Source organism: Flavobacterium sp. I3-2 (assembly GCF_013389595.1).
Taxonomy (GTDB): domain Bacteria; phylum Bacteroidota; class Bacteroidia; order Flavobacteriales; family Flavobacteriaceae; genus Flavobacterium.
The window spans coordinates 3167269-3183557 of the sequence record NZ_CP058306.1; the positions used below are offsets into that span (position 1 = coordinate 3167269).

Here is a 16289-nt window from a genome sequence, read left to right on the forward strand (position 1 = left end):
GATTTTAGTTTTAAAGTTTCACAACTATTTTAAAGAATTCTTGATTTCCGTTTACTTCTATCATCAACATATAAATTCCTTCAGATAAGTTTGTTGGAAGTTGTAAAGAGGAAGCTTTTTCATGAATAGTTACAGATTGTAAAAACATTCCTGTACTAGAATAAAGTGAAGCTTTTGCACCTTGGAATTCGATAGTTGGATAATCGAAAACTATCTCTAACTTCTCACTTACCTTAACTGGGTTTGGGAATATATTAATTTTAAAATTATTTTTTCTCACCACAAACGATGAACAAGTATGAATTACATCTCCATCTTCGGTAGTTAAAACCACATAATATAAAGCATTTACGTCTAAAAGATCTTCTTTACTGTTTCCTACAGAATAAACTTGTTCTTCACCAACCAGTTTATCGTTTCTAAACCATTGAAATTTAACAAATTTGTATCCACCATTCGTTTGAGGATTATTGTTTATTAACAAGGTATTGTCGAATTTTTGAATCACGATTTCATCAAAAGCAAATGGCTTTTCTACAATTATTTTATATTGTTTTGCATTTTCACCATTTTCAGAAATAATGTTTATAGTTTCTCTGTAAATTCCAGGTTTTGGCATTTCAATTTCAAAATTATGAGCAGGCGAAACCGATGCACCAAATTCTGTTTCTAATTGAACTAAAACTTCATTAGATGAATCTCCACAATCCATCAAATAATAAATGGTTTCTTCTGGATTAACATAAACAGCATCGTTAATAAATATTTGATGTAATGAAGCGTCTAAACTTTCAACTTTTAATTCTTTAACAACGGACATTGCAGGTAGATAGTTTTCATTTCCTTCTTGATTTGCAGAAATAAATACCGACCCAGAATGTTGTAATTCTACCCATCCTTCAGTTGAAACTATAGCAGCAGGAGTTACTTGCTCATAAGTAAATGTGTAATTTACAGGTAAACCTGAGCTTGCTTGTGCAGTTAATTGATAATCATCTGATTCTTCTAAAAGAGCTATTTCTAAATCGCTAAATAGAATGTTTTGCGGTGCTTTTTCAATAACCAAAGTAGCAACAAAGGTTAAACTTTCACAATTCACAGCAGTAGCTGGTGGAGTAACAATAGCAGTAACTGTATATTCTCCAGCATTTATTGCTGCATTAAACAATCCTGAATCTGGTGAAATACTGTAAGTTACTGTTGCGTTTTCAGGAAGACTACTTACTGTAATTTCTTGAGCATTTCCATTATAGACCACCGTTTGATTAACAAAAGATACATTTGAAATTGGAGATTCTTTTACTACAATCGTTTGCTGTTGCGTAGTAAAGTTTCCGTTTCCATCTTCAAACTTCCAAGTAATAGTATATGTTCCTTGTTCGCTGTAAGACAATGCATCCGTTGTTGTTGCAGTGATTGTTCCTGCACAATTATCTGTTGCTGTTGGTACAGGAATATCTGTTACTAGAACTCTACATTCTTTTGTAATTGTTGGTAAACTAACTACTGTTGGTACTGGAGCTGTTGTATCTTTTACTACAATCGTTTGCTGTTGCGTAGTAAAGTTTTCGTTTCCATCTTCAAACTTCCAAGTAATAGTATATGTTCCTTGTTCGCTGTAAGACAATGCATCCGTTGTTGTTGCAGTGATTGTTCCTGCACAATTATCTGTTGCTGTTGGTACAGGAATATCTGTTACTAGAACTCTACATTCTTTTGTAATTGTTGGTAAACTAACTACTGTTGGTACTGGAGCTGTTGTATCTTTTACTACAATCGTTTGCTGTTGCGTAGTAAAGTTTCCGTTTCCATCTTCAAACTTCCAAGTAATCGTATATGTTCCTTGTTCGCTGTAAGACAATGCATCCGTTGTTGTTGCAGTGATTGTTCCTGCACAATTATCTGTTGCTGTTGGTACAGGAATATCTGTTACTAGAACTCTACATTCTTTTGTAATTGTTGGTAAACTAACTACTGTTGGTACTGGAGCTGTTGTATCTTTTACTACAATCGTTTGCTGTTGCGTGGTAACGTTTTCGTTTCCATCATCGTATGTCCAAGTAATGGTATATGTTCCTTGTTCGTTATAAGCTAATACATCCGTTGTTGTAGCAGTGATTGTTCCTGCACAATTATCCATTGCTGTTGGTACAGGAATATCTGTTACTAGAACTGTACATTCTTTTGTAATTGTTGGTAAACTAACTACTGTTGGTACTGGAGCTGTTGTATCTTTTACTACAATCGTTTGCTGTTGCGTAGTAAAGTTTCCGTTTCCATCTTCAAACTTCCAAGTAATCGTATATGTTCCTTGTTCGCTGTAAGACAATGCATCCGTTGTTGTTGCAGTGATTGTTCCTGCACAATTATCTGTTGCTGTTGGTACAGGAATATCTGTTACTAGAACTGTACATTCTTTTGTAATTGTTGGTAAACTAACTACTGTTGGTACTGGAGCTGTTGTATCTTTTACTACAATCGTTTGCTGTTGCGTAGTAAAGTTTCCGTTTCCATCTTCAAACTTCCAAGTAATCGTATATGTTCCTTGTTCGCTGTAAGACAATGCATCCGTTGTTGTTGCAGTGATTGTTCCTGCACAATTATCTGTTGCTGTTGGTACAGGAATATCTGTTACTAGAACTCTACATTCTTTTGTAATTGTTGGTAAACTAACTACTGTTGGTACTGGAGCTGTTATATCTTTTACTACAATCGTTTGCTGTTGCGTAGTAAAGTTTCCATTTCCATCTTCAAATTTCCAAGTAATCGTATATGTTCCTTGTTCGCTGTAAGACAATGCATCCGTTGTTGTTGCAGTGATTGTTCCTACACAATTATCCATTGCTGTTGGTACAGGAATATCTGTTACTAGAACTGTACATTCTTTTGTAATTGTTGGTAAACTAACTACTGTTGGTACTGGAGCTGTTGTATCTTTTACTACAATCGTTTGCTGTTGCGTAGTAAAGTTTCCGTTTCCATCTTCAAACTTCCAAGTAATCGTATATGTTGCTTGTTCGCTGTATGACAATGCATCCGTTGTTGTTGCAGTGATTGTTCCTATACAATTATCCATTGCTGTTGGTACAGGAATATCTGTTACTAGAACTCTACATTCTTTTGTAATTGTTGGTAAACTAACTACTGTTGGTACTGGAGCTGTTATATCTTTTACTACAATCGTTTGCTGTTGCGTAGTAAAGTTTCCGTTTTCATCATCAAAATTCCAAGTAATCGTATATGTTCCTTGTTCGCTGTAAGACAATGCATCCGTTGTTGTTGCAGTGATTGTTCCTGCACAATTATCTGTTGCTGTTGGTACAGGAATATCTGTTACTAGAACTCTACATTCTTTTGTAATTGTTGGTAAACTAACTACTGTTGGTACTGGAGCTGTTATATCTTTTACTACAATCGTTTGCTGTTGCGTAGTAAAGTTTCCGTTTTCATCATCAAAATTCCAAGTAATCGTATATGTTCCTTGTTCGCTGTATGACAATGCATCCGTTGTTGTTGCAGTGATTGTTCCTATACAATTATCCATTGCTGTTGGTACAGGAATATCTGTTACTAGAACTCTACATTCTTTTGTAATTGTTGGTAAACTAACTACTGTTGGTACTGGAGCTGTTATATCTTTTACTACAATCGTTTGCTGTTGCGTAGTAAAGTTTCCGTTTTCATCATCAAAATTCCAAGTAATCGTATATGTTCCTTGTTCGCTGTATGACAATGCATCCGTTGTTGTTGCAGTGATTGTTCCTATACAATTATCCATTGCTGTTGGTACAGGAATATCTGTTACTAGAACTGTACATTCTTTTGTAATTGTTGGTAAACTAACTACTGTTGGTACTGGAGCTGTTGTATCTTTTACTACAATCGTTTGCTGTTGCGTAGTAAAGTTTCCGTTTCCATCTTCAAACTTCCAAGTAATCGTATATGTTCCTTGTTCGTTATAAGCTAATACATCCGTTGTTGTAGCAGTGATTGTTCCTGCACAATTATCCATTGCTGTTGGTACAGGAATATCTGATACTAGAACTACACATTCTTTTGTAATCGTTGGTAAACTAACTACTGTTGGTACAGGAGCTGTTGTATCTTTTATTACAATCGTTTGCACTTGTGTGGTAACGTTTTCGTTTCCATCATCGTACGTCCAAATAATGGTATATGTTCCTTGTTCACTATAAGACAATGCATTCGTTGTTGTTGCAGTGATTGTTCCTGCACAATTATCCATTGCTGTTGGTACAGGAATATCTGTTACTAGAACTACACATTCTTTTGTAATCGTTGGTAAACTAACTACTGTTGGTACAGGAGCTGTTGTATCTTTTACTACAATTGTTTGCTGTTGCGTGGTAACGTTTTCGTTTCCATCATCGTACGTCCAAATAATGGTATATGTTCCTTGTTCGCTATAAGACAATGCATCTGTTGTAGTTGCAGTGATTGTTCCTGCACAATTATCCATTGCTGTTGGTACAGGAATATCTGTTACTAGAACTGCACATTCTTTTGTAATCGTTGGTAAACTAACTACTGTTGGTAAAGGAGCTGTTGTATCTTTTACTACAATCGTTTGCACTTGTGTGGTAACGTTTTCGTTTCCATCATCGTACGTCCAAGTAATGGCATATGTTCCTTGTTCGCTGTAAGACAATGCATCTGTTGTAGTTGCAGTGATTGTTCCTGCACAATTATCTGTTGCTGTTGGTACAGGAATATCTGTTACTAGAACTCTACATTCTTTTGTAATTGTTGGTAAACTAACTACTGTTGGTACTGGAGCTGTTGTATCTTTTACTACAATCGTTTGCTGTTGCGTGGTAATATTTTCTTTTCCATCTACAAACTTCCAAGTAATGGTATATGTTCCTTGTTCGCTGTAAGACAATGCATCCGTTGTAGTTGCAGTGATTGTTCCTGCACAATTATCCATTGCTGTTGGTACAGGAATATCTGTTACTAGAACTGCACATTCTTTTGTAATCGTTGGTAAACTAACTACTGTTGGTAAAGGAGCTGTTGTATCTTTTACTACAATCGTTTGCACTTGTGTGGTAACGTTTTCGTTTCCATCATCGTACGTCCAAGTAATGGCATATGTTCCTTGTTCGCTGTAAGACAATGCATCTGTTGTAGTTGCAGTGATTGTTCCTGCACAATTATCTGTTGCTGTTGGTACAGGAATATCTGTTACTAGAACTCTACATTCTTTTGTAATTGTTGGTAAACTAACTACTGTTGGTACTGGAGCTGTTGTATCTTTTACTACAATCGTTTGCTGTTGCGTGGTAATATTTTCTTTTCCATCTACAAACTTCCAAGTAATGGTATATGTTCCTTGTTCGCTGTAAGACAATGCATCCGTTGTTGTTGCAGTGATAACCTCTGGATAAAAATCATTTGCTGTTGGCAAAGCAATTTCCGAAGGTAAAACGGTACATTGTCGACTAATAGTTGGTAAAGAAATTAGTGTTGGAACAGGAGCTTTGGTATCTATGACATAATTGTTCGATTCTGTAGTACCAATACCAACATTGCCTGCTAAATCAACCAATCTTGTATTATCTAAAGTAATTGTATTAATAGCAACTTCTATATTGTTTGTAGGGCTAAAAGTACCCGTCCAAGTAATACCTCCGTTTGAAGAGACTATGTTAGATAACGTTCCATTAGAAAGCGTTAAAAAGGTATTATCAAAACCAACAACTGCTTCATTAAAAGAAATGGTTACCAAAGAATCTTCTCCAATAGATAATACATCATTTGTTACAACAATTGTTGCTGTAGGAATTTGAGTATCATAAATGATATTTGAAAAAACAGCTTCAGCTCCGATATTTCCAACGGCATCTGTATAATTTCCTTCACTTACGCTAATAAGTACCGTTCCGTTGTTAATATTTGCTGTAGGCGTAAAAGTTGCTGTACGAGTTAAACCTGTGCTTGAAATTGCAGATAAAGTTCCACCAGTCACAGTAACATCACCCAAAGTCCCATTCCATGAAAAAGTTGTTCCTGGATCTTCGCTAAATGTAAAGGTTATGATAGCTGTTTCTCCAGCCTTTAATGCATAAAGATTACTACTGATAGCAAGCGATGGCTCTTCTTGATCGATTATATATTTTTGCCCTTCAGTAAATCCTGTTGCAATGGCATTTCCAGGAGTATCAACAATATTGGTTCCTGTTGGATTTATATCTAATCTTAATGATCCGTTACCAGTAATATCAGTTACCGTTACAATATAAATGTTTTCTGATCCACTTACTTCTGAAATAAATCCATTAACTACTCCTACAGTATTAAGCGAGAAATCATCAGAACTTACTCCAGTAACATTTTTAGAAAAAACTACCTGATACTCTAATGTTGTAGCATTGGTAACCTCATCAGTTACTCGATTAATGCTACTCACCGTTGGTGCTATAGCATCTACTAAAACATTCGTTGTGCTTCCAACATTATTCAATGTAAGTACAGCATTGTTTTGTGAAGCGTCTTTAATTGTTCCTCCGTTTAGAGATAATGCTCCTATGGTTACACCATCGGCATCAAAATCTCCAGAATGCACGGTATGGATAAAAGTCAATGTAGAAGAACCTGATCCTGTTTCATAGGTAGCATAGCGACTATTACCACCAACATTAAGTGCCACTTGTGGAGTATCATCAGTAGTATTTACGTGTACTAATTCATTAAAATTTAATGAAAAAGATAATTGATCTCCTGCTTTATACGTTCCATTTGCAGGAACCAATACACTTGTTATAGTTGGTGCAATTTGATCTATCACTGTTAAGTAAAATGATGCAGACCAAATCCAATTTTCTTGATTAGCAGCGGTATCAGCATCAACATCTCTTACTCGTATATAAGTTGGGAAAGGATGTGTTCCAACATTATTTTGCCCCGGTGTACCACTAATATTTCCTGTAGTTACATCTACAGTAAGCCAATCTGGTAAATTAACGGCATCAAATGCCAAATTGTTATTCTCTGGATTGGTTACGATAGGGGTATAATTATAAGATTCCCCTTGATTAATACTAATTGGTGCGTTAGCAACCGAAATCGTTGGCGCATTATATACTGCGGTAACGGTTACAGTTTTAGTTGCAACATTACTGTTATCAGTTCCATCATTTACAACAAAAGAAATAACACGATTAGTTGTATTTGGGGTAATTGAACTATTATCATAGGTTATAGCTCGTAAAGCAGCTTGCCATTGTCCTACGGATGCCGATGCCTCATTAGAAGTTAAGCTTAATATTCCGGTAGCGGCATTGTAAATACCTGAAATATTTCCCATTGTAGAACCATCATTGGTAAAGCTTAAAATATCTTCTCCGCTATTAAAACCACTAGTAATACTTACGATTGCAGAAGCTAAAGTAACATCGTTTGCATCGGTTACAACGATACCATTATCTATTACTGCTGCTGTACCTTCTGTAAAAGATGTACTTTCAACAGAAGTTGTTAGAACTGGAGTAGAATTTAAAGAATTAACTGTTACTACAAAAGAAACAGTTGTAGCGCATTGTCCTGCAGTCGGAGTAAAGATGTATGTCCCTGTTGTGGTATTATCTATAGTTTCAGGCAACCAAGTTCCTGTAATTCCGTTTGGAGAAGTGCTTGCCAGTGTTGGAGCAGTATCACCTGAGTTAATGGTGGCTGTTGTAGCAAAATCTGGAGTAATTGCAGGATTTACCGTAAGCGTTACCGCAGTTCTTTCACTTTCGCAAGTACCGTTTGCTGTTGCATAATAGGTATAAGTTTCTGCTGTGCTAAGTTGCGTAGTATTGGTTACTTGGTAAGTTGCACCAGTTGCCAAAACCGTACCGCCTGTTGCTACATTATACCAGTTGATGGTGGCAGGTGGCATTGTATAAGTATATTCTAACTTTACAGAGTTAATGGTAAGATTGCCTAATCCTTCATTATTTCTTATTTTTACTGTAAACGCTCCGTTAACAAGACTATTTGGCAAATTAATGTTATAAGGACCGCCATTGACAACATTATTAGCATTAGCCAACACTCTTTCAGCTAATGTAGTTGCTCCAGAAACCGATACATAGAAATCTACAACATAAGACCCAGTAGCTCCTCCACTTGTTGTAACACCGTTAAATACTAATTTTGCTGATGTTACAGTAACTCCGGCAGGTAGGCTAACTGTACCATTTAAATCAACAAAATTATTAAAACTTCCTCCTACCACAGTGCTACCTAAATCAATGGTTTCGGTTACAGCGTTTCCTGTTGCAGTTGTTGTTGCTCCCAAAGTGGCAGAAGTTGCTCCTGCACAAGCTGTAGCATTGGTGACTGTAGGTGCAATAGTATTGCAAGGATTAACTGTTACTACAAAAGAAACAGTTGTAGCACATTGTCCTACAGCCGGAGTAAAGGTGTATGTACCTGATGTGGTATTATCTACCGTCGCAGGCGACCAAATACCTATAACTCCGTTTGGTGAAGTGCTTGCCAATATCGGAGCAGTTGCTCCATAAAAAATTGTTGCAGAAGTTTCGAAATTTGGGATAATATTTAATTCATTCACACTATTACATCCTGTCGCATTTCCTAAAAGAGTTTTAGTCCCTGTATAAGAACAAACCAACTTATTATTACATACTGTTAACTGAGGATTGGTTGAAATTTGTAGACTTGTCAAACCTGAAGGATTGATGTTATTAACTCCCGAAATATCAGTTAATATAGTATTGCCCGAAACCCTGAATGCTCCCGACATACTAGTTAAAGATGACAAGCCGTTAAGATTGGTTAATTTAGCATTATCTCTAATACTTAGTAAGCCGCCAATACTTGTCAAATTTAACCCGTCCAGATTGGCTAAGTTAGCATTGTTTATTGTAAATCGTCAGCAAAAAGTGGACATTTATATTTAAAAACTTAGATAGTGTTTTCTAAAAAAAATGTAATTTTAATTATGGGAACACCAAAGAAAAAATCCGCAGAAACTTTTGTAAAAGACATTCGTAATAATACCCGTCGTATTTTTACAGCAGAACAGAAGATTTTAATTGTAATGGAAGCTTTACGTGCAGAAACTTCTATAGCCGAATTATGTAGAAAATACACCATTACTCAATCTCAATTTTATAAATGGAATAAAGAATTCCTTGAGGCAGGTAAAAAACGTTTATCTGGTGATGTAACACGAGAAGCAACCAGCGGTGAAGTAGCTGAATTAAAGAGAGAAAACGCTCGTTTAAAAGAAATGGTAGCAGACTTAGTTCTACGCTACGACATTGTAAAAAAAAGTTTGGATATGTTAGATTAGCAAAACAATTCAAACGTTATATGAGATTAACAGCTACTGAAAAACACGAAATTATTCAGCAGGTAATGCGAAGTGAACTCGGTGTAAAAGGAACTTTAAAAGAATATGGAATTTCTCGAAGTACTTTTTATAAATGGTACCAAAGTTATCTTGAAAATGGATTCGATGGCTTAAAACCAAAACAAAGATTAACCAATCGTCAATGGAATAGTATTCCAGAGATTCAAAAAGATTTAGTTGTTGAATTAGCTTTAGAGTATCCCGAATTATCATCAAGAGAATTGGCATTTAAAATTACCGATGAACAAGGGATTTATTTATCGGAATCCAGTGTATATCGTATCTTAAAGCAACGTGGATTGATTCCAGCTCCAAATCATATCTTAATAGCTGCGTCCAACGAATTTAAAGATAAAACACAATTTGTTCATCAGATGTGGCAGACTGATTTTACTTATTTTAAAATTATTGGATGGGGATGGTATTATTTAAGTACAGTTTTAGATGATTATAGCCGTTATATCATTCACTGGGAGTTGTGTGATTCTATGAAGGTTGAAGATGTAAAAAGAACAGTGAACACAGCTATTGCAAAGGCTCGATTAAAAACTAAACAGAAGCCAAAATTATTATCAGATAACGGTCCCTGTTATGTTTCAAACGAATTAAAAACGTATTTGAAAGATCAATTAAAAATGAAACAAGTTCATGGAAAACCAATGCATCCACAAACTCAAGGCAAAATTGAACGTTATCATAGAACAATGAAAAATGTGGTTAAACTGAATCATTTTTATCATCCAGAAGAATTAACTCAAGCTTTAAATGAATTTGTTGAAAATTACAATAATAACAGATATCACGAGTCTTTAAACAACTTAACACCAGCTGATGTATATTATGGAAGATCTGATAAAATACTTGAGCAAAGAGCCGTTATTAAACAAAAAACAATTGCGAAAAGAAGGCAATTGTATAATCAAGAAAAAATACTAAATTTATAAACCAAACACTATCTTAATTTCTACAAGAAGGTGTCCAAATTAGTTTGAAGACGTACAATCTACTCGCAGTTGTCTGCAAAGTTTGTCAACTAAGACTAGTTTTGGTAACTCATCTGTTTTTTTACTATTATCAGAATAGTTAAAAATAATTTTGCCATCAATTTTTGTAATCACCAACTTTATTTTTTTATCAGACTGTCCATTGAAAGCGTGTTTCAAAGAATTGATACATAGCTCTGTTACCAACAGTCCTATATACATCGCTTGATTAATAGGGATAACCAATTCTTCTATTTCAAAATGTACATCTACATTGTTATCATACATCAAAATCCCCATGTTTTTTCTAATATCTTGCAAAAAATCTTTTAGATTGAGGTCTTTTTTGTCTTTATTTCTGTATAGCTGACGGTGTAAAAGTTGTAAAGAATCTATCTTTACTAATATATTTTTTTTGCTTACTTCATCTGTTACCAAAACTTTGTCTAGCTCATTTTCTACAAGAATTGTAATGAGTTGCAGGTTGTTGTTGATTCTATGATGGGTCTCGGCTACCAAAAATTCGTTTTGATCCGAGATGAATGTCAATTCCTTATTTTTATTTTTGATAATCCGAATGTAATAAATCAATATGATTAAAAAAATCAAAACAATAGTCAACCCAATTAGAATTACATATTTTATTAAATTCTGACGTGCAAGTTCGTCATCTTTTTGTTTTAGTATTTTTTCTTTTTGGTTAATGATTTTTTGTTTTTCATTCATTTGGAATTTTTCTTCGTATTCCAAGAACTTTTCATTATAAAGTTTATGATAATAGTCTTCGGTAAGATTCAATCTTATTGTTAAAAATTTGTGTGCTTTTTCGTAATCGTTTGTTTGAGCATACATATATTGTAAATGATCTGCAAATCGTAACTGATTATAACTCAATTTGTGTTTCTCAGAAAAATGAAAACCTTCCAAAGCTACTTTTATAGAATTGTTATAATCTTTTATCAAATCATAGTTTCTACAAAGATTAATCATTGCATCTGCCTGCAATTGTTTATTACTATTTTGCTTGGTTTCTACAATAATAATATTCAATAATCTTATGGCTTTCAGGTATTTTTTTTTTATGTTCATAGATAACTGCAATCTCCATCATAGACCCCAAAGCGCTTTCGTTATCTTTTATTTTTTCTGATAATTCCAAAGACTTTTTTGAGTAGATAAGAGCACTGTCTTTATTCATTTTGTAGCCAAACAAAAGAGCCGCTTTTCTGTTATAATAGTTGACCAAGTAGTCATCTTTGATGATATTATTTTTAAGGATTTTTTCGCAAAGATTCAAATAATCTTCAGATTTTTCGTATTGTCTTACATATCGATATAACTCAGCGAAAAGGGTGTATGTATAGAATTCTTCTTGCAAAAGTTTTTCATCTTTGAAAATCATGAGAGCCTTCCGATAGCTATCTAATGCCTTCACATACTCCTGATTGAGTTTGTAAGCATTGCCTTGCTTCAAGAGAAGCTGTCCTTTGTCATTTTTCTTGTTTTCGTTCTTAATTTCATTTTTAAGAACATGTAAATCCGAGTCAATTCTATTTTCTTGGATGAGTTGTTGTGAATGCAAAACATTATTTTTCTGTGCTTTAACAGAAAAAGGAATTGCAACTAGAAAAAATGAAAGAATTGATATTAATAATTTACAAAACAACGATTATGAATTAATATAAAGAAATTATTAGTAAGGAGCCTTTAAAATAAGTATTAAATTTTTTTTATAAACATTGGTTCAAGATACGTCTTAATGTATTTTGTTTTATAGAAGTACCTCTACTTATCATTAAAAAAATTTTAGCAAAAGAGTATTTATTTTTTCATATGCCTTTTTGAGTTAAGATTATATTGTTTGCACATTTGCTATTATACTTAAAAAATAAAATAAAAAGCATCAGTATATTTATGCTACAAATATGAGAATTTTATTGATTATTATAACTCTTCTCTAAAAATATTTTTAAAGCAGGTTAAAAAAATAATTTATTTAAAATTTACTTTTACATCAAAACTTTTTTACACAACCTGAAACAACACTTTAATTCTCTATTCAAGCAACTGAAAAAGATACCTAAAATTATTCGTAAATTTGTCGACTATTTAGAAACGATTTTAATGGAGAAGAATTTAACAAAAGGAATTTTATTTGTCGCTCTTGGAGCAACAAGTTACGGAATGCTAGCAACCATCGTAAAGCTAGCCTACAAAGAAGGTTTTTCAACTGCAGAAGTAACTGCTTCACAGTTTACCTTTGGAATTATCATTTTATTACTAACTTATTTTTTTACAAAAAAACAATCTGACGAAAAAGCAACTTCGAAGGACGTAAGAAACTTAATGCTTGCCGGAACTTCGATGGGGTTCACCAGCGTTTTATATTATTTATGTGTAAAATACATCAATGCTTCAATCGCGGTTGTAATGTTAATGCAATCGGTTTGGATTGGCGTTTTAATCGAAGTTTTACAAACTAAAAAAGCACCATCTTTAACTAAAATCATATCGGTTCTTTTGGTTTTATTAGGAACCGCTTTTGCAACAAATATTCTTAATACGGATATTGAATTAAACACAACTGGCTTAATCTTTGGATTTTTAGCTGCTTGTTCATTTAGTATGACTTTATTCACAACAAACAGTGTTGCAACCCACTTAAAAGCAACCAAACGAAGTTTATTCATGCTTTTAGGCGGTGGAATTATTGTGGCTATATTTGGATTTGTTACTCAAATTGGTCCAAATAATTTTGATTTTATGAGAGGTTTTATTTCGGATTCGGCTCAAGTTCGCGATTTTAATTTTGAAATATTTTATACTTGGGGGATTATCTTATCCGTTTTCGGAACCATTATTCCTCCTATTTTATTAAACAAGGGTTTTCCAAATACCGGAGTTGGTTTAGGAAGTATCATTTCATCTATAGAATTACCAGTTTCAGTTTTATTTGCTTTTATGTTATTAAAAGAACAAGTTTTACTCATTCAATGGATTGGAATTGCCATCATCCTTTTTGCCATTGTTTTAATGAATTACCGACTGATTGTAAAAAAATAAAAAATCTTTTTCTGGACTGCACCTAAAAGTTTGGACAGATTAAAATTTAAATGTTATAAAAATGAGTCCGATATTGTATCGGACTCATTTTGTTTAAGTTCGATTTTATTCTTTCGTTATTTTAATAATTATTATAGTGTTTTATTTTATTTTTTAAGTCTTCAATATAAGAGAATTTTTGTATATAAAACATTTCAGATTTCAATAAGCCAAAGAAATTTTCAATAATGGCATTATCTAAACAATTTCCTTTGCGTGACATACTTTGTACGATTCCATTCTTTTTTAATAAAACTTGATATGGCTTCATTTGATATTGCCATCCTTGGTCGGAATGAAATATCAAATATTTAGTGTCTTTAGTTGTTTTGAATGCTTTTTTAAGCATTTGAATTACTCGGTTAAAGATAGGACGCTCGCTTAATTCATAGCTGATTATTTCTTGATTATATAAATCCATTTTCGCGATATACTTTCATCAAATTCTTCTCGAGATGAAATAAAGTTTACAAATCTATGATTTTCTAATACTTCTTTTACTCAATTTAGCTTAAATGCCAAATCGTATTTTACTTTTCTTTCCATAAAAATACCCCCAAATAGTGTCTAACTTTTTGGGGGTAGTGTATTCAATCGGTTTTTGTGTAAATATATAAGTGTTTCAATATTATTTTGTAAACAATAATTCTCTGTATTTAGTTAAAGTCCATAGCTCGTTATCAACTTCTAACTCTAATTTATCAGCGTGGTAACGAATTACATCAAAGTAAGGCTTTACTTTATCGCAATAAGCATGTGCCATTTCTTCTACAGAAGTTAACGCATTTGCTTTTTTACGCTCGTCAATCATCGCATGAACATTAGCATTGATTCCTTCGATATGCGTAGAAATTTTCTTGATAATGATGATTTGCTCTTTTGCAACTTCTTCAAAAGAATCTCCAAAAATTTCTTTTAATCCTTTAACGTTTTCAATCAAAGTATTTTGATATTTAATTGCTGTTGGAATTACGTGGTTTCTAGCGATATCACCTAAAACACGTCCTTCGATTTGAATTTTCTTGATATATTCTTCTAATTCAATTTCGTAACGAGATTCAACTTCTGTATGATTCATTACATTCATTTCTGCAAAAACATCAAATGCTTTTTGAGAAACTTTAGCTTTTAAAGCTCCTGGAGTCGTTTTGTGATTACTTAGTCCACGCTTTGCAGCTTCTTGTTCCCAAGCATCGCTATATCCATCTCCTTCAAACAAAATAGCTTTTGTTTGTTTGATATATTCTCTCAATACATTGAAAATAGCTTCGTCTTTCTTTAAATCCTTTTGTTCGATTAAAGTATCCACTTCAACTTTGAAATCTTTTAATTGTTTTGCAACAATCGTATTTAAGGTTGTCATAGAAACAGCACAGTTAGCAGTAGAACCAACTGCACGGAATTCAAATTTATTACCTGTAAAAGCAAATGGAGAAGTTCTGTTTCGGTCTGTATTATCTAATAATAAATCTGGAATTTTTCCTACTACATTTAATTTTAAATCTGTTTTTTCCTCTGGAGATAATTTTCCTTGAGAAACACCTTCTAATTCTTCAAGAACTTTAGTTAATTGTTGACCAATGAAAATTGAAATTATAGCTGGTGGCGCTTCATTAGCTCCTAAACGGTGATCGTTTGATGCAGATGCAATTGAAGCTCTTAATAATTCTTCATATGTAAATACAGCTTTGATTGTATTGATAAAGAACGTCAAGAATTGTAAGTTACTTGTTGGTGTTTTACCTGGTGCTAATAAATTAATTCCAGTATCTGTAGCTAAAGACCAGTTGTTGTGTTTACCAGATCCGTTTACTCCTTTGAAAGGTTTTTCATGGAATAAAACTTTAAAATCATGACGTTCAGCTACTTTTTGCATCACATCCATTAATAATGAATTGTGATCTACCGCTAAATTTGTTTCTTCAAAAATTGGAGCTAATTCAAATTGGTTTGGAGCTACTTCGTTATGACGAGTTTTAACTGGAATTCCTAATAACATACATTCGTTTTCTAAATCACGCATGTAATTTAAAACACGCGTTGGAATAGAACCAAAATAATGATCTTCTAATTGTTGTCCTTTTGCAGAAACGTGTCCTAATAAAGTTCTTCCTGTTTGTAAAATATCTGGACGAGAATTTGCTAAAGCTACGTCAACTAAGAAATATTCTTGCTCCCATCCTAATGTTGGAGTTACTTTTTTTACGTTTTTATCAAAATATTTAGCAACTTCTGTTGCCGCATTATCGATAGAAGTTAACGCTCTTAATAAAGGTGTTTTATTATCTAAAGCTTCACCTGTATAAGAAACAAAAACTGTTGGAATACATAATGTTGTTCCGTAAATGAATGCTGGTGATGTTGGATCCCAAGCTGTATATCCGCGAGCTTCGAATGTATTTCTAATTCCTCCATTTGGGAAAGATGAAGCATCTGGCTCTTGTTGTACTAATTGACTTCCACCAAATTTTTCAACTGGATCAGATCCATCGAAAGAAGTTTCGAAAAATGCGTCGTGCTTTTCTGCAGTAGTTCCTGTTAATGGTTGAAACCAGTGCGTATAATGTGTTACTCCTTTAGTAAGAGCCCACTCTTTCATTCCTAAAGCAATATAATCTGCTAGTTTACGGTCAATTTTTGTTCCGTGATCCATTGCTGATTTTACAGCTTTGTATGCTTCAGAAGTTAAAAATTGACGCATTGTTTTATCATTAAAAACATTGCTTCCGAAAATAAGTGATTTTTTATCCAATTCTTCAACATGAACTGGCTTTCTTGAACTGGCTGCTTTTAAAGCTTCAAAACGAATTGACGACATT

At 33.5% G+C, this 16289-nt stretch carries 7 protein-coding genes and 1 pseudogene; 2 read left to right on the forward strand and 6 right to left on the reverse strand.

Annotated elements, in window-relative coordinates:
• Nucleotides 1-10 precede the first annotated feature (10 nt).
• A complete protein-coding gene (locus tag HW119_RS14960; protein WP_177765761.1) occupies nucleotides 11-8854 on the reverse strand; it encodes an Ig-like domain-containing protein in 8844 nt (2947 codons plus the stop codon).
• Nucleotides 8855-8971: 117 nt separating this feature from the next.
• On the opposite strand from HW119_RS14960, the gene HW119_RS14965 reads away from it, so the two are divergent.
• Nucleotides 8972-10329 (forward strand): IS3 family transposase gene (locus HW119_RS14965; RefSeq protein WP_410503991.1). Its coding sequence is split into 2 segments (ribosomal slippage): nucleotides 8972-9287 and nucleotides 9287-10329, totalling 1359 coding nucleotides; the frame shifts between segments, so codons are not numbered across the junction.
• Nucleotides 10330-10368: 39 nt separating this feature from the next.
• On the opposite strand, the gene HW119_RS14970 is transcribed toward HW119_RS14965, so the two are convergent.
• Entirely contained in the window at nucleotides 10369-11418 is a 1050-nt protein-coding gene (locus tag HW119_RS14970) for a sensor histidine kinase (RefSeq protein ID WP_177765763.1), read from the reverse strand.
• Nucleotides 11384-12034, reverse strand: coding sequence for a hypothetical protein (locus HW119_RS14975; RefSeq protein WP_177765765.1), 651 nt, complete (start codon nucleotides 12032-12034; stop codon nucleotides 11384-11386). The genes HW119_RS14970 and HW119_RS14975 overlap by 35 nt, the downstream gene beginning before the upstream one ends.
• A gap of 458 nt (nucleotides 12035-12492) precedes the next feature.
• Here HW119_RS14975 and HW119_RS14980 point away from each other — a divergent pair, with 458 nt between their 5' ends.
• The gene (locus HW119_RS14980; protein WP_177765767.1) at nucleotides 12493-13431 is read left to right on the forward strand and encodes an EamA family transporter; all 939 of its coding nucleotides are present in this window, start codon (nucleotides 12493-12495) and stop codon (nucleotides 13429-13431) included.
• Between the two features lie 46 nt (nucleotides 13432-13477).
• Here the strand turns inward: HW119_RS14980 and HW119_RS16980 are convergent.
• From HW119_RS16980 to HW119_RS14990, 3 genes and pseudogenes are all read right to left on the reverse strand, one after another.
• Nucleotides 13478-13549 (reverse strand): annotated as a pseudogene (locus HW119_RS16980) (IS3 family transposase); the annotation flags it as partial.
• A gap of 3 nt (nucleotides 13550-13552) precedes the next feature.
• Entirely contained in the window at nucleotides 13553-13891 is a 339-nt protein-coding gene (locus HW119_RS14985; RefSeq protein WP_177765769.1) for a DDE-type integrase/transposase/recombinase, read from the reverse strand.
• Between the two features lie 207 nt (nucleotides 13892-14098).
• Nucleotides 14099-16288, reverse strand: a complete 2190-nt coding sequence (locus tag HW119_RS14990; RefSeq protein WP_177765771.1) for a glutamine synthetase III — start codon at nucleotides 16286-16288, stop codon at nucleotides 14099-14101.
• Between the last annotated feature and the right edge of the window lies 1 nt (nucleotide 16289).

Excerpts from the sequence above, each read along its gene's own strand:
- HW119_RS14980 (WP_177765767.1), top strand. The coding sequence starts at position 12,493 with ATGGAGAAGAATTTAACAAAAGGAATTTTATTTGTCGCTCTTGGAGCA.
- HW119_RS14990 (WP_177765771.1), bottom strand. The coding sequence starts at position 16,288 with ATGTCGTCAATTCGTTTTGAAGCTTTAAAAGCAGCCAGTTCAAGAAAG.
- HW119_RS14985 (WP_177765769.1), bottom strand. The coding sequence starts at position 13,891 with ATGGATTTATATAATCAAGAAATAATCAGCTATGAATTAAGCGAGCGT.